Here is a 21,129-nt window from a genome sequence, read left to right as displayed (position 1 = left end):
GTTGTATTACTACACTAATGTAGAAATAAAAATCATAAAAATGCAATCGGTTGCATTTTTTTCTAAAAAAATATTTTTTCCAGCTCATGCAGCATAATTGGATGGTCAAGAAAACAGCAGGATTAGATAAAATAATACATGAAATGTCATGGTTACACCAAAAGAAGCGGTAGCTGTTAGAGATTATTGTAATGTAACTGATTGCAGTACCTCTTTCAGTGGAGTAGGTACCCCAGTAGATTGCAAGCACAGCAATAGCAGGGCTTATTGTAGCCGGTATATTTAGGAGAAGAAAGATTAGAGGAAGAAGATTAAACTAGTTGAGCTTTCAATACATCCTTCCACTGCTGGTAAAGCTCATTGTAAAGCTCCGGCTGCGAAGGATTGATAACGCTCAACAATTCACGCGAGGTAAATGCTTCTGCGGCATTGGCAAAATAGCTTATACCAATACCGGCGCCAAGGGCTGCACCTACGCTACCGTCACATTCGTATAGCTCTACAGGTACACCAGTAGCATTTACAAATGCATTGGCAAAAACATTACTCAGGAACATGTTAGCCTTACCTGCTCTTATTACCTGTGGCTGCATACCATTTTCGCGCATGATATCTAAGCCATAGCGAAAGGCAAAGGCAATTCCTTCCTGTGCAGCATGGTAGATATGTGCAGCTGTATGGAGGTTGAAATCAATATTGTTGATGGTAGCACCAATCATCCTGTTGTTGAGAATACGCTCAGCTCCATTACCAAATGGAAGCATAACCAGCCCATCACTTCCAGGCTTGATAGATGAAGCCAGCTCATTCATCTGCGGATATGATAATGTACCGCCGGTAATATTGCGAACCCATTTATTCAGGATCCCGGTTCCATTAATGCATAGCAGCACGCCTATGCGTGTATCCACTTCATTATGGTTTACGTGGGCAAAGCTGTTGACCCTTGATTCATTATCATAAGTAAGCTGGTCGCTTACGCCGTATATAACACCTGAAGTACCTGCGGTAGCAGCTACTTCTCCAGGTTGCAGTACATTTAGTGATAGCGCATTGTTAGGCTGATCACCTGCTTTGTAGGTCACAGGTATGCCAGCTTTCAGAGAAAGTTCTTCTGCTACTGCGGCAGAAAGATGTCCATGATCGGAAAATACGTTTTGTACAGAAGGAATGATAGCCTTAGAGAATCCAAAATGCTCCATTACATCTTCAGATAGTTTGTCTTCTTTAAAGTCCCAGAAGATGCCTTCAGATAATGCAGATGGAGTGGTTGTTATTTCGCCGGTTAATCGCTGCGCAATGAAATCTCCCGGCAGCATCACCTTGTGAATGCGCTCAAAGATCTCCGGCTCGTTTTCTTTTACCCATGCAAGTTTTGCTGCAGTAAAATTTCCCGGTGAGTTTAATAACGATCTAAGGCTTTCCTTCTCGCCTATAGCATGAAAGGCTTTTTCACCGTAAGGAATAGCACGGCTATCACACCAGATGATGCTGTTGCGCAGCACCGCACCTTCTTTATCCAGCAGTACAAGTCCATGCATTTGGTACGAGATACCAATGGCACCTATATCACCCTGGTTGTAAAACCCGAAACTGTTCACCTTCTTGATAGCTTCTTTTACATCCTGCCACCAGCGCTCAGGCGACTGCTCTGCCCAACCTGCCTGCAAAGAAATGATCTCTCTTTCCGTTTCAGGATATTGAGCGGATGCTACCGTACGTTGAGTGGCAGCATCCACTACAGAAACTTTTATTGAAGAAGTGCCAACATCTATTCCGAGTAACAACATGGTATTGTCTCTAAAGATTATTTATTTCTTCTTGCCATTACTTTTTGTACAGCCTCTACTATGTGTGCTGCATCTAAACCATACTTAGCCATCAGGTCAGCAGGTTTTCCGCTTTCGCCAAAGCTGTCGTTCACAGCAACATATTCTTGAGGTGCAAGATGCTTGGTAACCAGTACCTGTGATACAGCATCGCCCAATCCACCGTAGCGGTTGTGCTCTTCTGCAGTTACCACACATCCTGTTTTAGCTACAGAGCGAAGAATAGCTTCTTCGTCAAGCGGCTTAATGGTGTGTATGTTGATGATCTCTGCGCTGACGCCCATTTCTGCCAGCTTTTCGCCTGCCTGTATAGCTTCCCAAACAAGGTGACCTGTAGCAATAATGGTAACATCTGTTCCTTCGTTCACCATCCATGCTTTACCAATTTCAAACTTTTGATCTGCATCGGTAAATACAGGAATAACAGGACGACCAAAACGCAGGTATACAGGACCATGATGTTCTGCAATGGCTATAGTAGCTGCCTTTGTTTGATTATAATCGCACGGGTTGATAACGGTCATGCCGGGAAGCATGCGCATCATACCAATGTCTTCAAGTATCTGGTGAGTAGCACCATCTTCTCCAAGTGTTAGCCCAGCGTGGGATGCGCAGATCTTTACATTCTTATCGCTGTAAGCAATGCTCTGGCGAATTTGATCGTAAACGCGGCCGGTAGAGAAGTTGGCAAACGTGCCGGTAAACGGAATGCAGCCACCAATGGTCATACCTGCGGCTATGCCCATCATGTTTGCTTCTGCTATACCTATCTGGAAAAAGCGATGCGGAAATTCTTTGATGAAAGCTTCCATCTTAAGAGAACCAACAAGGTCAGCACATAGTGCTACTACGTTCTCGTTTCTTTTTCCTGCTTCCAGTAAACCTGCTCCAAAACCAGAGCGGGTATCTTTTTTATCGGTGAAAGTGTATTTCTTCATTGTGAGTTGTCAGTTGTGAGGAGTGAGTAATTAGTGGTGACTGGTCAGTGATTGATAGTAGTAGAGAGTGTCATTTATTTTAACTCACTACTGGCTACTCACCACTCACTTTAATAATCGAGCAAAGAACTTTCCAGTTGATATAATGCCAGCTGTAGCTGCTCATCGTTAGGCGCTACACCATGCCACTTGTGCGATCCCATCATGAAATCTACACCGTGACCCATGTTTGTTTGCATAAGTATCATGATCGGTTTGCCTTTAAAAGTTTTTGCCTTTGCAAGCTCCAGCACACGTATCACATCTGCCAGATCGTTGCCATTCATCTCCAGTACATCCCAACCAAATGCATCCCACTTTGCGCGTAGGTTACCCAGCGAAAGTACCTGCTCGGTAGGACCATCTATCTGCTGACCGTTGTAATCAATTGTGGCGATCAGGTTGTCAACCTTGTTGTGCGGCGCATACATGGCTGCTTCCCATATCTGTCCTTCCTGCAGCTCGCCATCACCATGTAGGGTGAAGACAAGTGAGTTATCTCCTTTCAACTTCTTGGCTTGCGCAGCACCAATGGCTACGGACAAACCCTGGCCAAGCGACCCTGAAGCCACGCGGATACCCGGTAAACCTTCATGGGTAGTAGGGTGGCCCTGCAGGCGAGAGTTTATCTTGCGGAAAGTAGCCAGCTCGCTGACATCAAAGTAGCCGGAACGTGCAAGCACACTATACCATACTGGTGAAATGTGACCGTTGGAAAGAAAGAACAGGTCTTCTCCAATTCCGTCCATGTTGAACTCCTTGGCGTTGTGGCGCATTACATGAAAGTAAAGCGCAACAAAAAAATCAGTACATCCTAATGAACCACCGGGGTGGCCAGACTGGCAGCCATGCACCATACGTACAATGTCTCTACGTACTTGTTTGGCTATATTTTCCAGGTGTTGTAAATCCATAATTACAGAGGTTGTTTAGTCGTTTATTGAGCTTTGATATCTTCTACTACAGCGGCCATTTTCTTTGAATCTTCCAGGAACTTAGCTAAGCCAATATCTGTAAGCGGATGCTTTAGAAGAGCAAGTATTGACTCTAGTGGTGAGGTACAAACATGTGCTCCCATTTCGGCTGCACGAATAATGTGATTGGCATTGCGGATAGAAGCAGCCAGGATCTCGGTCTTGTAACCTTGAATGGCGAAGATGTTAGCGATCTGCTCGATCAGGATCATACCATCCCAACCGCTATCGTCAATACGGCCAATGAATGGAGAAACATATGAAGCACCAGCCTTAGCTGCCAGTATAGCCTGGCCTGCAGAAAATACCAATGTGCAATTGGTGCGGATACCGTTGTCAGTAAAATATTTAATGGCTTTGATACCGTCTTTGATCATTGGCACCTTTACCACGATGTTTGGATGGATAGCTGCCAGTTTTTTCCCTTCTTCTACTATGGTTTCAAAATCGGTAGAAAGTACTTCAGCGCTGATATCACCATCTACTAATTCGCAGATCGTTTTGTAGTGATTGTTGATTGCTTCATCTCCTTGTATTCCTTCTTTTGCCATAAGCGAAGGATTGGTAGTAACACCATCTAAGATACCAAGGTCGTGAGCTTCTTTTATCTGCGAAAGATTAGCTGTGTCTATAAAGAATTTCATAATAATGAGTTTGAAAAATATGAAGGTTTTAAATCATCCAAATAATCTTGATACGGTCGCGAAGTTAAGTGTTACTTCTTCTTATACTTAAAGTTGACCATAATCAGTATTTATTTTTTAAGCCAGATGCTCTCCATTTGTTCCAGTGTTTTGCCTTTGGTCTCTGGAACCATCTTCCATACGAACAATAGCGACAATACACTCATCACACCATAAAAGCCGTAGGTAAATGCGCCGCTAAATTCCATCATAGAAGGATAAGTAGACGAGATGAAGTAGTTGGCTGCCCACTGTGCCGCTACTGCTACGGCTACAGCCTTGCCTCTTATTTTGTTGGGGAAAATCTCTGAGATCAACACCCACGTGATGGGACCCCACGACATCATAAAGGATGCTGTATAGATAATGATGAATACCAGGGTACTGATGCCAATGATCTCGTAGTAAGAAAGTGCAGCAATGGCGAACATGCCTATGGCCATACCTATAGAACCTACGATCAACAGTGGCTTGCGTCCCCATTTGTCTACCGTTACAATGGCTAAAACAGTAAATAGTACATTCACGAGTCCCATTACCACCGTTTGAAGCATAGAGGCATCTTTGGCAGCGCCCATGCTTTCGAAAATGCGGGGTGCATAATACAGCGCCACGTTTATACCTACAAACTGCTGGAACACGGAAAGCAGGATACCTATGATGATGACTATGCGACCATACGACCAAAGATTTCCTGAATGATGCTCAACCGTATTCTTGATATCATCAAATATTCGCTTAGCAGTTTCAGGACCATTTATCTTTTCCAGGATCCTCATAGCTTCCTTGTCTCTACCTACCAGGCTTAGGTAACGTGGTGTTTCCGGAACAAAGAACAACAGGATGCCGAACAAGCCAGCCGGTATAGCTTCAGAAAGGAACATCCTTCGCCAGCCTACTTCATCCAGCCATTCAGGGCTTTGACCTTTGGCTATTCCATAGTTGACAAAATACACGACCAACATACCGAAGATGATAGCGAACTGGTTTAGCGACACCAAACGTCCTCTTATGTTAGCCGGTGCAATTTCACCTATATAAACAGGACAAACTGCCGATGCCAGTCCTACACCTATACCACCAATAATGCGATAGAAGTTGAACATATACAACAAGCCCATTGTAGGCTCGCCTTCATTGAAAAACAGGAACTCGGGATAGCCCGATCCAAGCGCAGAAACGAAGAAAAGAACAGCAGCGACAATCAGGCTTTTCTTACGCCCGATGCCGGATGCTAACAAACCAGAGATGGCACCGCCGATGATACATCCTATTAGTGCACTTGATATAGTGGCGCCATGCACCCAGGTACTGAGGCCAAGTCCACTTATCAGGTAATTCTGAACAGACTTCTCAGCACCTGAGATGACAGCAGTATCGTAACCAAAGAGCAATCCACCCAAAGTAGCAATCAGGGTAATACCGGCAATGTAAGGCAGGTTTTGCCCTGGTGCCGTTGCGTTGTTATTCATAGTAGCAAGTAGTTTAAGGTTTTTTGGTTATACTAGATGTACCTGTTGATGATGTTCTCCAGGTATTCCTGCCTTCCACTTATTACCTTTGGCTCACCACTTTCTATAGCATAGGCACGCAGGTCTTCCAGCGTAAGTTTTCCTTCTGTATACTCTTTACCTTTTCCACTATCATAAGAGGCATAGCGCTCCTGGCGGAACTTCCTGTAGTCTGATTTATTTAGTATAGCATCTGCTGCTATCAAACCTCTTGCAAACGTATCCATACCACCAATGTGTGCGTAGAACAGGTCAGCAGGATCAGTTGAGTTTCTCCTGATCTTAGCGTCGAAGTTTATGCCGCCACCCTGGAAACCACCAGCTTCTAAGAACACCAGCATGGCTTCTGTTACTTCCTGCACGTTGTTAGGGAACTGGTCAGTATCCCATCCATTCTGGTTATCGCCGCGGTTAGCATCTAATGAGCCAAGTACACCTGCATCGGCAGCTACCTGCAGTTCGTGTGCAAATGTGTGCCCTGCAAGCGTAGCGTGGTTTACTTCTATGTTTATTTTAAAATCGTTCAGCAAGTCGTACTGGCGAAGGAAACCAATCACTGTTTCGCAATCATAATCGTACTGGTGCTTGCTTGGTTCCATTGGTTTAGGCTCAATGAAGAAGGTGCCTTTGAAGCCTTGCTTACGTGCATAATCTTTTGCGGTATGTAAGAAGCGGGCAAAGTTTTCCTTCTCACGCTTCATATTGGTATTTAGTAAGCTCATGTAGCCTTCTCTTCCACCCCAGAAAACATAATTCTCACCATTTAGTGCAATGGTAGCATCTAATGCAGCTTTTACCTGTGCCGCACCATGTGCCAATACCTGGAAATCAGGATTGGTAGACGCTCCATTCATATAGCGCTTGTGCGAGAAGAGATTGGCAGTACCCCACAAGAGTTTGATGCCGCTTTCCTGCTGTTTTTGCTTTGCATATTCCACCATTGCCTGCAGGCGCCTGTCGTTCTCGTTTATATCGTTAGTATAATCCACTACGTCTACATCATGGAAACAATAATAATTCAGGTTCATCTTGGTCATGAATTCGAAAGCAGCATCCATTTTATCTTTTGCTCTTTCTATTGGATCAGCTTTTTCATTCCATTCAAAAACATGCGTACCTCCGCCAAAAGGATCAGAGCCATCGTTTACAAATGAATGCCAGTAAGCACACGAGAATTTAAAGTGCTCTTTCAATGTTTTTCCTGCTACCACTTTGTTTTCATCGTACCAACGAAACGCCATCGGGTTATCACTTTCAGGCCCTTCGTATTTTATTTGATCAATGCCTTTGAAATATTCTTTGTTACCAATTAAGACTGACATAATGAATAGATTGAGATTTATAGAATAGTTATTTAATTATTTCTTAGTGCAGTTATGGTTTCAATGGATCCATCTGCACGATGCTTTAGTTCGGTCACTTTTACGTTTCGTAAATGTGTTTTATTAGAAAGCTCTGTATCGTGGTAAAACAGGTACCACTTGCCTTTGAATTCAACAATAGAATGGTGGTTGGTCCAGCCTTGTACCGGGTTTAAGATAACGCCGTGGTAAGTAAATGGACCCATTGGATTATCGCCGGTAGCATAGGCTATAAAATGTGTATCGCCGGTAGAATAAGAAAGGTAATATTTGCCATTGTACTTATGCATCCATGCAGCTTCAAAAAAGCGCTTGTTACGATCGCCTGATAAAATGGGTTTACCTGCCTGGTCTAAAATGGTTACATCTTTTACAGGTCCTGCAAAACTCAACATATCATTGCTCATCCTGGCTACTTTTGGACTCAGTGCAAGTTCATTATCCTTTGGCTCCTGGCCATAAGCAGCATCAAACTTTCCTGTTTGCCATTTCTGCAACTGGCCACCCCAAATACCACCAAAATACATGTAGGAGGTTCCGTCGGTATCGGTAAAAACAGCAGGATCTATACTGAAGCTGCCGGGAATTGGCTGAGGTTGTGCTTTAAAAGGACCTGTAGGAGAATTGCTGGTTGCAACACCAATCCTGAATATATCATTTTGATCTTTTGCCGGAAAGTAAAGGTAATAGGTACCGTTTTTATAAGCTGCATCAGGAGCCCACATTTGCCGTTTTGCCCATGGCACATCCTGCACCGATAAAGCCACTCCATGATCTGTTACTTTACCACCAATCCTATCCATAGAAAGAACATGGTAATCCCTCATATCAAAATGATCTCCGAAGTCATTTTCAGGTGTACCTGCTTCTATATCATGAGAAGGATAGATATAGATCTCACCATTAAAAACATGCGCAGACGGATCAGCAGTATAAATATGCGAAACAAGGGGTTGACCTATGAATTTACCATTTGCAACTGGAGCCTGGTTCCTTGTGCTTTTGCACCCTTGAATAGTAGTAAATAAAAGAAAGGCAGAAGCAGCAAAGGCGAAAGATTTCATTACCATTTTCATATAGTTTGTAATCGTTGAGAGTTTATTTCACCAGAAAAAGTGCTCTAATATCAGAAACTTTTTTATTATTGCAACCGATTGCATAAATTATTTTATTTTTCCTTACTTTCAACCATGTAATCAACACGTAAACGATTGTATGAAGCCAAAGGAGATTACCATTTACGACCTGGCGCTAAAGCTGAACCTTTCTCCGGCAACTGTAAGTAGAGGATTAAAGGATCACCCTGCAATTAAGAAGACCACAAAGAAAAAGATTTTTGACTTAGCAAAAGAACTGGGCTACAGAAGCAACAATTTCGCCAGCAACCTGCGCAGGCAGCGTACCAATACATTAGGTATTATAGTACCACGCCTGAACAGCCACTTTATGTCTACAGCTATTGCAGGTATTGAAAGTGTGGTGAACAAAGAAGGCTACAACCTGATCATTAGCCAGTCGCAGGAATCTGCAATAAAAGAGGCAGCCAATGCAGCTACTATGTTTAATAACAGGGTAGATGGGTTACTGGTGTCTCTTGCTTACGATACCAAAACCATTGAACATTTTGAGCCTTTTTTTAAGAAGCATATACCGCTGCTATTCTTCGATCGTGTAATTGAACATGAGAACTGCACCAAAATCTTCATAGATAATCGCAAAGCTGCTTACGATGCCACACTGCATCTTATAGAACAGGGTTGTAAACGTATAGCACATATAACTGCTATGCAAAAACGGAATGTATATGTAGACAGGATGAGGGGCTACCAGGAAGCTTTGCAAGATGGCGGATTGGAATACGATGATGACCTTGTGATCATCAATAATCTGAGCCAGGAGGCTGGAGCTGCAGCAGCAGAAACACTGCTGGAAATGGATGAACTGCCCGATGGAATTTTTGTGGCAAATGATAACTGTGCCATTGGTTGCATGCAAACGCTTATGGAGGCTGGTGTAAATATCCCGGGCGATGTGGCATTTGTAGGTTTTAATAATGACCCGGTGTCTACTGTCATCCAACCAAACCTTACTACCATCAATTATCCCGGTTACCAGATGGGTGAACTGGCTGCTCAAAACCTGATCAACCACTTAAATGGAACTGCTACAATAGAGATGACAAACAGCATCATCATGCGCTCTGACCTCATCGTGAGGGCATCTTCTAAACGACTGCCGGAGTAACTATTTCTTCAAAAAACAAGGTGCTTCTTTATGAAAAAATATTTCCTTTTTTACCTGCTCTTTAGTGCTGTATTGGTGGCAAAAGCAGAGAATGGTTACGAGCTATGGCTTAGGTATCAAAAGGTGAATAATGCACCTCTACTGCAGTCTTATAATTCAATCATCAGTAGTATCAATTTTGCCGGAGCATCTGCTACTACTACAGTAGCTAAAGAAGAGCTTATAAAAGGACTGAAAGGGCTGCTTGGTAAAAACATTCCTGTAACCAATTCCATTACGGCAAATACTCTTGTAGTTGGTACTCCTGCCACTTCAGCCACCATACGGTCTCTTCCTATCCAGTCGCAGCTGAAGTCTGCAGGCGATGAAGGTTTTGTAGTGATGACAACTTCCACCGGTGGTAAGAAAGTAACAACTATAGCAGCCAATACTGATGTTGGTGTGTTATACGGCGTATTTCATTTTTTGCGACTACTACAAACACAGCAACCTATAAGTAATCTTTCTTTTGTAAGTGCGCCAAAAATAAAGGTGCGCATGCTTAATCACTGGGACAACCTGAACAGGCATGTGGAACGTGGCTATGCCGGCAGTTCTATCTGGGATTGGCACAGGCTTCCGGGTTATATTGATCAACGATACATTGACTATGCAAGAGCCAATGCATCAATAGGCATTAATGGAACTGTACTTACCAATGTAAATGCCAATGCTGTTGTACTTACTGCTCCTTATTTAGAAAAGGTAGCTGCGCTTGCAAATGTCTTTCGTCCATATGGAATAAAAGTTTACCTAACTGCCCGCTTTAGTGCGCCAATAGAAATAGGAAAACTAAAAACTGCTGATCCGCATGATCCGCAGGTACAGCAGTGGTGGAAGGATAAAGCAACAGAGATCTATCAATACATTCCGGACTTTGGCGGTTTCCTGGTGAAGGCAAATTCTGAAGGACAGCCCGGTCCGCAGAACTATGGCCGCAATCACGATGATGGTGCCAATATGCTTGCTGATGCAGTAAAACCTCATGGCGGTATTGTAATGTGGCGGGCATTTGTTTACAGCCACGAAACACCTGAAGACAGGTTCAAACAGGCGTACAACGAGTTCAAGCCGCTGGATGGGAAGTTTCGTGATAATGTATTGATACAGGTAAAGAATGGGCCTATTGATTTTCAGCCACGCGAACCTTTTTCTCCCCTATTTGGCGCTATGCCTAAAACTCCTTTGATGATGGAGTTCCAGGTAACACAGGAGTATCTCGGACAAGCAACGCATCTGGTATACGAAGCGCCCATGTTCAAAGAAGTCCTGGACGCGGATACCTATCAAAAAGGCAAAGGATCACAGGTAGCAAAAGTCATTGATGGCAGCCTGCACAATTACAATCATACCGGTATGGCAGGTGTAGCAAACATTGGAAGCGACATCAACTGGACCGGCCATTTGTTTGGACAAGCCAACTGGTATTGCATGGGCCGGCTTGCCTGGGATCATACGCTATCTTCAGAAAAAATGGCGGATGAATGGTTGAAGCAAACCTTCAACAACAACCACAATTTTATCCAGTCAGCAAAGAAGATGATGATGGGCTCTTACGAAGCTATGGTCAATTATATGACACCGCTGGGTTTGCATCACATCATGGGTACAGGCCATCATTATGGACCGGCGCCTTGGGTAGATAATGTTGGTCGTGATGATTGGAATCCTATCTACTACCACAAAGCAGACGAAAAAGGCATTGGCTTCGACAGGACAGCAACAGGCAGCAACGCTTTAGCCCAATATGCGCCTGAACTACAAAAGCTCTATGGCAACATCAACACATGTCCCGATGAATATCTTCTATGGTTTCATAAGGTAAGTTGGGATCATAAGATGAAGAGTGGAAGAACACTTTGGGAAGAATTGGTTCACCGCTATTATAGCGGAGTAGACAGTGTACGCAGTATGCAAAAAACATGGGCTGGCCTAAAGCCTTATGTTGATAAGGAAAGATACGATCATGTAAATATGCTACTGGCTGTACAGGAACAAGAAGCCGTATGGTGGCGCAATGCATGTTTGTTGTACTTCCAAACCTTTTCCAAAAAACCAATTCCTGCTAAATACGAGCAACCAGACAAAACCCTGGAATACTATAAAAACCTGAAGTTTCCGTATGCACCTGGAAATGGGTAAGAAGCTAACAGGAGAAGAGGCTTTATTATTGTAACTAACACAACAAAAAACTTTATGCAAAACATAGGAGAGAAAACAGTAGCAATAGTAACCGGTGGAGGTTCAGGTATTGGACTAGCTATAGCAACCAAATTTGTTCAAAGTGGTATAACAACCATCATTGTAGGGCGCGACCAGCAAAAACTGGATGCAGCCAAAGAACAACTGGGAGCACTTTGCTTCCCCATCAGTCACGATCTGAATGACCTTGCAGGATTGCCTGCATTGGTACAGCGTATAGCACAGGAACATGGAAAGATTGATGTGCTGGTGAACAACGCCGGCATCAATTTGAAAAAAGAATTCACTGAAGTAACGGATGAAGAATTTCAGCGGATCATTCTTACCAATGTTACTGCCGTGTTTGCACTTTCAAGGGAAGTGACCAAAGTGATGGTAGAAGCAGGCAAAGGTTCTATCATCAACATCAGCTCTATGGCTTCGCAATATGGCCTACCAAAAGTCATAGCCTATACCGCTTCAAAGTCTGCCATAGAAGGCATGACAAGAGCAATGGCTGTTGATCTTTCACCAAGAGGAATTCGTGTTAACTGTATTGCACCTGGTTTTATTGCAACAGAAATGAGTGCTAAAGCATTGAACAATGATCCTGAAAGAAAGCAAAAGGTTCTGTCGCGTACACCTATGGGCTTTTTAGGAGAGACTGCCGATATAGGCGAGGCTGCATATTTTCTTGCGACTGATGCAGCAAAATATATAACAGGTGTAGTACTGCCAGTAGATGGTGGTAACTCAATAGGTTTTTAGTACTTGCTCCAATGAATAAACTACTAAAGTGATGGTGATAATGAAGAAGATAATTACGATGGTAATCTTGTGTTTTGCAGTAAAGCAAACTATAGCGCAACAAATGATAAGCGACCGTATGGTGAAAACCGGTTTTGCTATAGTATCACCTAACGCAGCGGCTCCTATATATGTGGATGCACGTGATCATGCTGTAGTTAAAAAAGCTGCTGAACTGCTGCAACAAGACATTGAAATGGTAACAGGTAAAAAACCTACTGTTGCCTATACTAATCCTGCAGCCAGCAATGTTATCATCATCGGGACAGTAGGCAGTTCATCTGTTATTGATAGGCTGGTAAAGCAAAAGAAACTAAAGCTTGATAAGCTGAAAGGTAAATGGGAAGCATACCAACTGCAGGTAGTTGCTGATCCTTTTCCTGGTGTAGACAACGCACTGGTGATAGCCGGCAGCGACAGGCGCGGAACCGCTTATGGTGCGTTTGAGTTATCTGCCAAAATGGGTGTATCGGCATGGTATTATTGGGCAGATGTTCCTGTAAAAAAGAAGGAACTAATCTACTACACAGGTGGTACTATAACAGATGCACCCGCAGTAAAGTACAGGGGCATTTTTATAAACGATGAAGCACCCGCACTCAGCAACTGGAGCCGTGAAAAATTCGGCGGCTTCAACAGTAAATTTTATGCAAAGGTTTTTGAACTGATGCTACGGCTTAAAAGCAATTATCTCTGGCCGGCAATGTGGGGCAGTGCATTTTATGACGATGATAAATTGAACAAACAAACTGCTGATGAGTACGCTATAGTGATTGGCACATCACACCACGAGCCGCTGATGCGTGCACACGATGAATGGAGGCGGTTTGGTGAAGGCAAGTGGAACTATGATAGCAACGCAACACGTTTGCAACAATTCTGGAAGGCAGGCATGGAGCGGGTGCAAGGAACTGAAACAATTGTGAGTGTAGGCATGCGTGGCGATGGTGATGAACCTATGACGCAGGGAACAGCCATTGCACTTTTAGAAAAAATAGTAAAAGACCAAAGAGAAATTATAGCAGAAGTAACGGGCAAGCCAGCATCGGAAACACCACAGCTATGGGCATTGTACAAAGAAGTGCAGGAATACTACGACAAAGGTATGCGCGTTCCGGATGATGTAACACTGTTGCTATGTGATGACAACTGGGGCAACATACGGAAGCTGCCTAAGCTGAACGAGAAGCCGCGCAAAGGCGGCTATGGCATCTACTATCACTTCGATTATGTAGGCGGCCCAAGAAATTACAAATGGATCAACACCAACAACATTGCACGTGTATGGGAGCAGATGCACCTTGCATGGAAGTATAACGCCCGCCAGATCTGGATTGTGAATGTAGGAGACATAAAGCCAATGGAGTTCCCTACTTCATTCTTCCTTGATTATGCATGGAACCCGAACAAGTGGAATGAAAGCAATCTCCAGCAGTATTATACGCAGTGGGCTGCACAGCAGTTTGGTGAGCAGCATGCAAAAGAAATAGGCATCATCAACCAGAAGTTCTCGCAGTACATAGCCCGTAGAAAACCTGAACTATTAGATGCTAATACCTACAGCATACACAACTACAACGAAGCTTCTAGAGTGGTAAACGAATGGGATGCATTGCAACAGCAGGCAGAAGCTGTAAACAATCTATTGCCTGCAGAACATAAGGATGCTTACTTCCAGCTTATTCTTCATCCTATACAAGCGGCAGCTAACCTGCACCGCATGTATGTGGCTGTAGCGTACAACAGGTGGTTTGCTTCTAACAAATGGGCTGCAGCCAACATGCATGCTGACAGGGCAAAACTATACTACATCAATGACAGCCTGATCACCAGGCAGTACCACACCATCAACAATGGCAAGTGGAACCATATGATGAGCCAGACGCACATCGGCTATACTTACTGGCAACAACCGCCATTCAACTCTATGCCTGAAGTGAAGTATGTATCACCCGACTCTGCAGTAGAGCAAGCAAGCCGGATAACAGGAAAAAGTAATACGGCTGAAAGCATGGTACCTGCAAATGTTAAGGGCAATATATTCTATGAGAAAGATGGATATGTTTCTATGGAAGCAAGCAACTGGACAAAGGCCAACAACAGCAATAAGATCAACTTTAAAGTGATTCCAGGCATAGGTCGCACAGGCGATGGTGTAACCACTTTTCCTGTAACCGCTACTGCACTACTGGCAGCTAATAGCACGCATCTTCAGTACGAGTTCTATAGCTACGATACAGGCAAGCTAAGCCTGAACCTGTACTTCTCTCCTACCCTCAATTTTCACAACAACGAAGGATTGAAATATGCAGTGTCAATAGATGATGAGAAGCCACAGGTAATATCTATCAATAAAGATGATGAGAACCAGGCTAAGTGGGGCAGCTGGGTAGCAAATAATGTGATTGTGAAAGCCACACAATATAGCAGCAAGAAACCAGGAAAGCATGTACTAAAGTATTGGGCTATATCGCCTGGTGTAGTACTGCAAAAACTGGTAGTAGATTTTGGTGGCGTAAAGCAAAGCTACCTGGGACCACCGGAGACATTGCTAAAGAAGTAGACTGTAGCCAATTGTATTTCTAATAAATAGAAAGGATATGCCGTATAAACCAGCTTACGCAACCACAATCACTCAAAAGATTCAGCATACACTTTTGCCTAGTAAAATATTGCTGGTAGCAACTGCCACTTGTTGCAGTTTATTCATGGCTTCATGTACCAAAAAGCTGCAGTCACAACAACCGTCATCTACTGTGGTTGCTCCTGACAGCATGCGCCCATGGAACGGCAAACAGGCAGCTGTTGTACTAACCTACGACGATGCTCTATTCGTTCATCTTTCACATGCTATTCCTGCGCTTGATTCTTTTGGCTTCAAAGGAACCTTCTACCTGACCGACTACTATGGAAAAATGCAACAGCAGTTGCCACAGTGGAAAGCTGCTGCTAACAATGGACATGAGTTGGCTAATCATACTATGAACCATCCATGCATTGGGCAGCGGCCGGGGAGAGAATTTGTACGCCCGGAAAAAGATCTGAATTATTATACAGTGCAGCGAATGACAAATGAGATAACACAACTCAACACGCTGCTTCAACAGGTAGATGGTAAAACAAAAAGAACATTTGCATTTCCCTGCAGCGATACAAAAATTGGCGATACAGCATACATCAATGCATCTACAGATAAGCTGGTAGCTGCCCGTGCAGTACGTGCAGAAATGCCCGCTTTTGATAAAGTTCAGCTTTACAATATTCCAAGCTATTCTGTAAACGGCGACACTGCCGAAAAGCTGCAGGCACTGGTTGACCAGGCAATTGAAAAGAAGGCGCTGCTTGTTTTCCTGTTTCATGGTGTTGGTGGCGAGCACAACCTCAACGTGTCATTGGATGTACATACGCAACTATTGCAACATATCAAGCAGCAAGAGAAGCAACTATGGGTAGCTCCTATGATAGATGTAGCGGCTTATGTAAAGGATCACCAAAAGAAGAGATAGAACTACTATAATAACAAATTTTACAAAATGAAGAAGTTCCAGGTTTCAGCCATTGTTCTTGCAGCAGCCATTGTTATTAGCAGTTGCAGCAGGCCACTTTCACCGCAAACGGCTGCTCCCAACAAAGGCTTGAAAGATTACTATTCAAAATATTTCCCCATTGGTGTAGCTGTAAATATAAATTCGCTTCGTGGTGCAGACTCTGCTTTGCTGGTAAAAGAATTCAACAGCATAACGCCGGAGAATGATCTGAAGATCGGACCTATACACCCAAGGGAAGATCAATACAACTGGCGCAACGCAGATGCTATTATTGCATTTGCACAAAGAAACAATCTGAAAGTGCGCGGACATAATCTTGTGTGGCATTACGATTCGCAAACGCCGAGGTGGATCTTCGAAGATAAAGATGGCAAACAGGCATCTAAAGAGCTGGTGCTACAGCGGCTGAAGGATCACATTTTTACCGTAATGAACCGCTACAAGGGAAAGATATATGCATGGGATGTAGCCAACGAAGTGATTTCTGATAAACGTGATGAATACCTGCGACCATCCGACTGGTACAAGATATGCGGCGAAGACTATATCATCAAGGCGTTTCAATGGGCGCACGAAGCAGATCCTGCTGCGCTATTGTTCTACAACGATTACAACGAGATCGATCCTGTAAAAAGAGAGAAGATACACCGCCTGGTAAAGAGCCTGAAAGATGCAGGTGTTCCTATTCATGGTATTGGGCTGCAGGCACACTGGGCTATTAATGAACCTAGCCGCGGCCAGCTCGATAGCACCCTTAGCCGCTTTGCTGATCTTGGCTTGCAACTGCACATTACCGAGCTGGATATATCGGTGTATCCAAAAGAACACAATGCACGTGATCGCAAAGCAGAAGATGCCAATACATCCTTTACTCCTGAGCGTGAGCAAGCACAGATAGAGAAGTACAAGATGTGCTTTGAGTTGTTTAAGAAGTACCGCAAGCACATCACCAGCGTTACCTTTTGGAACCTGAGCGATAAGTATAGCTGGCTCGACAATTTCCCTGTGCAGAACCGGAAAGATTATCCATTATTATTCGATCAAAAACTGGAGCGTAAGAAGGCTTATTGGGAAGTTGTGAATGTTGTAAAATAAGTATGGGACCAGCAGTAGATCAAAGCTGAACATCGTTGCGTCGCACACTTGTACGGCATCTATACATTCACCATTTTCCACCATCGCCCACAGAAGCTTCAACCAGTAACGCATGAAAAAACTAACCATCATATTGCTCATTCTTTGTTGTGCATTCACAAGCCAGGCACAGCAAACAAAGCAGTATACCAATCCAATCCTGTCTGGCTTTTATCCAGATCCAAGTATCGTGAGGGTAGGAGAAGATTATTACATGGTTAACTCTACCTTTTCATACTTTCCTGGCATACCTGTTTTTCATAGCAGAGACCTGGTGAATTGGAAGTTGATCAGCCATGTGATCACCCGTACAGAGCAAATGGATTTTACAGGCAAAGGCGTATCGCGTTCCATTTTTGCACCTACCATTCGTTATCACAAAGGTCTCTTCTATGTTACCTGCACAATGGTCGACGGCAAAGGCAACTTCGTAGTAACAGCTGCCGATCCTGCAGGTCCGTGGTCCAATCCTTCATGGTTGCCTATTGATGGCATTGATCCATCTCTTTATTTTGATGAAGACGACAAGTGTTACATTACTTACAACAGCATTCCACCCGACAACAAGAGTTTGTACAATGGTCATCGTACCATCCGCATCAACGAGTTTGACTATAAGAACTTAAAGGTGGTGGGAGAAAATACCATACTTGTGAATGGCGGTACAGACATAGCCAAAGAACCAAGTTGGATAGAAGGTCCACACATTGTAAAGCGCTACGGCTACTACTATCTTATCTCAGCAGAAGGCGGTACTGGTGCTGACCATTCAGTAGTAGCTTTTCGCAGTAAAAACATACTTGGCCCTTATGAGCCATATGAGAAGAATCCAATTCTTACACAACGGCATCTAACTGGCGATCGTAAACATCCCATCACCTCTACCGGTCATGCAGACCTGGTAGAACTTCCAGATGGCAGATGGTATGCTGTATTCTTAGGTACACGCCCTTACGAGCAGGACTACTTCAATACAGGGAGAGAAACATTCCTTACGCCTGTAGAATGGAAGAACGAATGGCCAATCATCAATCCAGGCCACGATGAAGTACAATATCACTACCCGCTTCCTTTGCCCCAACGGAAGTTTAAAAACCAAACCAGTTACAGTGGTAACTTTTCTTATAAAGAAAATTTTGATAAACCTAATCTCCAGCCGGACTGGATATTCCTGCGGCATATAAAGGAGCCATGGTATTCACTTAATAATAAGAAAGGTTTTCTCACACTTACCTTACGGCCCGAAACTGTAGCAGGAAATCTTAACCCATCGTATGTAGCAAGGCGTCAACAGCATGCAACTTTTGAAGCAGCTACTGCTATGATATTTCAACCTTCAGCTAGCAATGAAAAAGCCGGCTTGCTTTGCTTCATGAAAGAGACTAATTTTTACTTCCTATGCAAGTCCATTGACAACAAACAACCTGTTGTACAACTTTACAAGTCTACCAAGGAAACTAAGAAGCTGCAGCTACTGGCGTCACAGGTATTGCCTTCTACGGCAACCGGTGCCATACAGTTCAAAGTTGTAGCCAATGCTGATAATTATTCCTTTTATTACAGCACCAACAATAAGAACTGGAACCTGGTAAAAGATAATGTTGATGGAAAATTTCTAAGTACAAAAGTAGCTGGTGGATTTGCGAATAACTTTGTAGGCAGCACGATTGGTTTGTATGCTACATCTTCAGGCGCGCCTTCTGGTAATATTGCAAACTTCGATTGGTTTGAGTACAAGGGTAATGATGAAGTTTACAACACCAGCAACAGGCGGAAATAAACATGAGTTAATCATGAGCGAACAAAAAGAAATAACCATTTACGATATAGCCGAAAAGCTAAAGATCTCTGCCGCTACTGTAAGTCGTGGTTTAAAAGGCAATACTGCCATCAGCGAGAAAACACGTAAGAAAATACTGGATAAGGCAAAGGAGATGGGCTATCGTTCCAACAACTTTGCAAGTAACCTGAGGAAGAATAAAACGCACACCATTGGTGTACTAATGCACGAATTGAACAGTACGTTCATGCTGTCAGTACTTACCGGTATAGAGCAGGTAATTGGTGAAACGGATTATGATATACTGATCGCTCACTCTGCAGAAAGTGGTGTAAAAGAAGTTGCCAATGCGCACAACCTGTTTCATAAACGTGTAGATGGATTGATTGCATCGCTTGCACTTGATACACCTAACCTCGATCACTTTGAAGAATTTCATAAGAAGAATATCCCCGTGATTTTTTTCGACAGGGTAGAAGAGAACAACGGAGGTACCAAGGTGATCATCAACAACTACAAAGCTGGTTACGATGCTACCAAACATTTAATAGACCAGGGATGTAAACGCATAGCACACATCACCGGCAACCTGAAGCGTAATGTATACAACCTGCGACACAAGGGATATATGGCGGCCCTGCAAGATCATAAGATAAAGCTGAATGAAAAGCTGGTATTTGTAAACAACCTTGACCGCGAAAATTGTGTTCAGGCCGCAAAGCAACTGCTGGCCATGAAACAACCGCCCGACGGACTATTTGTTACCAACGATTTTTCTGCAGCTATATGTATGCAGATATTCAAAGAAGCAGGTGTTAACGTACCGGCTGATATAGCTGTGGTTGGTTTTAATAACGATGCTATTAGTTCATTGATAGAACCGAAGCTAACAACCATCAACTACTCTGGTCATAATGTAGGCGCCACCGCTGCTCGTGTACTTATCAACCACCTGAAAGGTGTAATAGATATCACACAAACAAACACTATCGTGCTAAACTCCGAGTTGATCGTCCGTGATTCTTCAATGAAGAGTCTATAGAACGTAGAATAAAAATGAGCTATAGCTACATCCAGAACAAGCTATAGAGTTATTTTCATCTTGATTGTTCATCAAAAATTGACTTTGCCTGGTGCAGTTTTTCATTTTACATTTTACATTTTGCATTAAATAAAAATCAATTGAAAGGATTAGATAAATATTCAGCCTTCATCTTCGATATGAATGGGACAATGATAGATGACATGCAATATCACATAAAGGCATGGCATGGCATACTCAATGGATTGGGAGCCAACATCAGCATGGAACGCATGAAAGAAGAGTGTTATGGCAAAAACCACGAGCTGCTGGAACGCATCTTCCCCGGCAGGTATAGCCACGAAGAAAAGGATAAGATGAGTTATGAAAAAGAACGGCAGTACCAGGAAGCTTTCAGGCCTGAGTTAAAACTGCTGGACGGCCTGCACGAGTTTCTGCAGCAGGCACATGAAAAAGGAATCAAAATGGCAGTTGGATCAGCTGCTATTATGTTCAATCTTGATTTTGTACTGGATGGTGTAGACATTCGAAAATACATTGATGCTGTTGTAAGCGCTGATGATGTTAGTAACAGCAAACCCGACCCAGAAACATTTTTAAAGTGTGCTAAGAAACTTGGAGTGCCTGCAGAAAATTGCCTTGTATTTGAAGATGCACCAAAAGGTGTAGAAGCAGCTCTGAATGCTGGTATGGATTGCGTGGTTCTTACTACCATGCATACAGCCGATGAATTTGCAGCTTACAAGAATGTTATAGGTATTATAGATGATTATAAAGGATTAACCATCTAATTATGCAGTTCCAGATAATACTTTATTAAAAACTGGAATAAACAACCGGCAATAAACTTGTGTCAACTCGTAAAACCTAACATTCTCACGACTGACGTCTATGTCTTGTCCTGAAAAAAGTTGACCATTTTTTGTTTGTTTTTTTATTGCTACGTTGATGTTTGCCGTCAAAAAGATGCGGTGTCTTGCTCTGTTAAAGCGAGCCGCCCCCGCATCTCTTTAACTACT

At 43.3% G+C, this 21,129-nt stretch carries 16 protein-coding genes; 9 read left to right on the top strand and 7 right to left on the bottom strand.

What is annotated here, in order from left to right:
* Window positions 1-311: 311 nt before the first annotated feature.
* The 7 genes from J4N22_RS11830 to J4N22_RS11800 all read right to left on the bottom strand — a co-directional run bounded on the left by J4N22_RS11830 (window position 312) and on the right by J4N22_RS11800 (window position 8,399).
* Window positions 312-1,790 carry a xylulokinase gene (locus J4N22_RS11830; RefSeq protein ID WP_207494794.1) on the bottom strand — a complete coding sequence of 493 codons (1,479 nt, stop codon included), beginning with the start codon at window positions 1,788-1,790 and terminating at the stop codon, window positions 312-314.
* 17 nt (window positions 1,791-1,807) lie between these two features.
* The gene (locus J4N22_RS11825) at window positions 1,808-2,767 is read right to left on the bottom strand and encodes a transketolase family protein (RefSeq protein WP_207494793.1); all 960 of its coding nucleotides are present in this window, start codon (window positions 2,765-2,767) and stop codon (window positions 1,808-1,810) included.
* Window positions 2,768-2,877: 110 nt separating this feature from the next.
* Entirely contained in the window at window positions 2,878-3,720 is an 843-nt protein-coding gene (locus tag J4N22_RS11820; RefSeq protein WP_207494791.1) for a transketolase, read from the bottom strand.
* A 23-nt stretch (window positions 3,721-3,743) separates the two neighbouring features.
* Window positions 3,744-4,424: a fructose-6-phosphate aldolase gene (gene fsa / locus J4N22_RS11815; RefSeq protein ID WP_207494789.1), complete on the bottom strand. Its 681-nt coding sequence runs from the start codon at window positions 4,422-4,424 to the stop codon at window positions 3,744-3,746.
* A 110-nt stretch (window positions 4,425-4,534) separates the two neighbouring features.
* On the bottom strand, window positions 4,535-5,935 hold the full coding sequence (gene xylE / locus J4N22_RS11810) for a D-xylose transporter XylE (protein ID WP_207494787.1): 1,401 nt from the start codon (window positions 5,933-5,935) through the stop codon (window positions 4,535-4,537).
* A gap of 32 nt (window positions 5,936-5,967) precedes the next feature.
* Window positions 5,968-7,296 (bottom strand): xylose isomerase, encoded by a 1,329-nt coding sequence (gene xylA / locus J4N22_RS11805; RefSeq protein ID WP_207494785.1) that lies wholly within the window; start codon window positions 7,294-7,296, stop codon window positions 5,968-5,970.
* 32 nt (window positions 7,297-7,328) lie between these two features.
* Complete coding sequence (locus tag J4N22_RS11800) at window positions 7,329-8,399, bottom strand: glycoside hydrolase family 43 protein (RefSeq protein ID WP_207494783.1); 1,071 nt, start codon at window positions 8,397-8,399, stop codon at window positions 7,329-7,331.
* Between the two features lie 151 nt (window positions 8,400-8,550).
* Here J4N22_RS11800 and J4N22_RS11795 point away from each other — a divergent pair, with 151 nt between their 5' ends.
* The 9 genes from J4N22_RS11795 to J4N22_RS11755 all read left to right on the top strand — a co-directional run bounded on the left by J4N22_RS11795 (window position 8,551) and on the right by J4N22_RS11755 (window position 20,901).
* A complete protein-coding gene (locus J4N22_RS11795; RefSeq protein ID WP_207494781.1) occupies window positions 8,551-9,579 on the top strand; it encodes a LacI family DNA-binding transcriptional regulator in 1,029 nt (342 codons plus the stop codon).
* A 30-nt stretch (window positions 9,580-9,609) separates the two neighbouring features.
* Window positions 9,610-11,760, top strand: coding sequence for an alpha-glucuronidase family glycosyl hydrolase (locus J4N22_RS11790; protein ID WP_207494779.1), 2,151 nt, complete (start codon window positions 9,610-9,612; stop codon window positions 11,758-11,760).
* A gap of 54 nt (window positions 11,761-11,814) precedes the next feature.
* Entirely contained in the window at window positions 11,815-12,567 is a 753-nt protein-coding gene (locus tag J4N22_RS11785; protein ID WP_207494777.1) for an SDR family NAD(P)-dependent oxidoreductase, read from the top strand.
* 40 nt (window positions 12,568-12,607) lie between these two features.
* Entirely contained in the window at window positions 12,608-15,169 is a 2,562-nt protein-coding gene (locus tag J4N22_RS11780; protein WP_207494775.1) for a glycosyl hydrolase 115 family protein, read from the top strand.
* A gap of 145 nt (window positions 15,170-15,314) precedes the next feature.
* Window positions 15,315-16,112, top strand: a complete 798-nt coding sequence (locus tag J4N22_RS11775) for a polysaccharide deacetylase family protein (protein WP_207494773.1) — start codon at window positions 15,315-15,317, stop codon at window positions 16,110-16,112.
* Window positions 16,113-16,139: 27 nt separating this feature from the next.
* Window positions 16,140-17,249 (top strand): endo-1,4-beta-xylanase, encoded by a 1,110-nt coding sequence (locus J4N22_RS11770; RefSeq protein ID WP_207494771.1) that lies wholly within the window; start codon window positions 16,140-16,142, stop codon window positions 17,247-17,249.
* A gap of 112 nt (window positions 17,250-17,361) precedes the next feature.
* Complete coding sequence (locus J4N22_RS11765) at window positions 17,362-19,068, top strand: glycoside hydrolase family 43 protein (protein ID WP_207494769.1); 1,707 nt, start codon at window positions 17,362-17,364, stop codon at window positions 19,066-19,068.
* 13 nt (window positions 19,069-19,081) lie between these two features.
* Window positions 19,082-20,110 (top strand): LacI family DNA-binding transcriptional regulator, encoded by a 1,029-nt coding sequence (locus J4N22_RS11760; RefSeq protein WP_207494767.1) that lies wholly within the window; start codon window positions 19,082-19,084, stop codon window positions 20,108-20,110.
* Window positions 20,111-20,250: 140 nt separating this feature from the next.
* Entirely contained in the window at window positions 20,251-20,901 is a 651-nt protein-coding gene (locus tag J4N22_RS11755) for an HAD family hydrolase (protein ID WP_242692209.1), read from the top strand.
* Window positions 20,902-21,129: the final 228 nt, after the last annotated feature.

Origin of the sequence: Aridibaculum aurantiacum, assembly GCF_017355875.1 — a bacterium.
Taxonomy (GTDB): domain Bacteria; phylum Bacteroidota; class Bacteroidia; order Chitinophagales; family Chitinophagaceae; genus Segetibacter; species Segetibacter aurantiacus.
The sequence above is the reverse complement of the archived record's forward strand: the minus strand, read 5'-3'. Positions and strand labels throughout refer to the sequence as shown.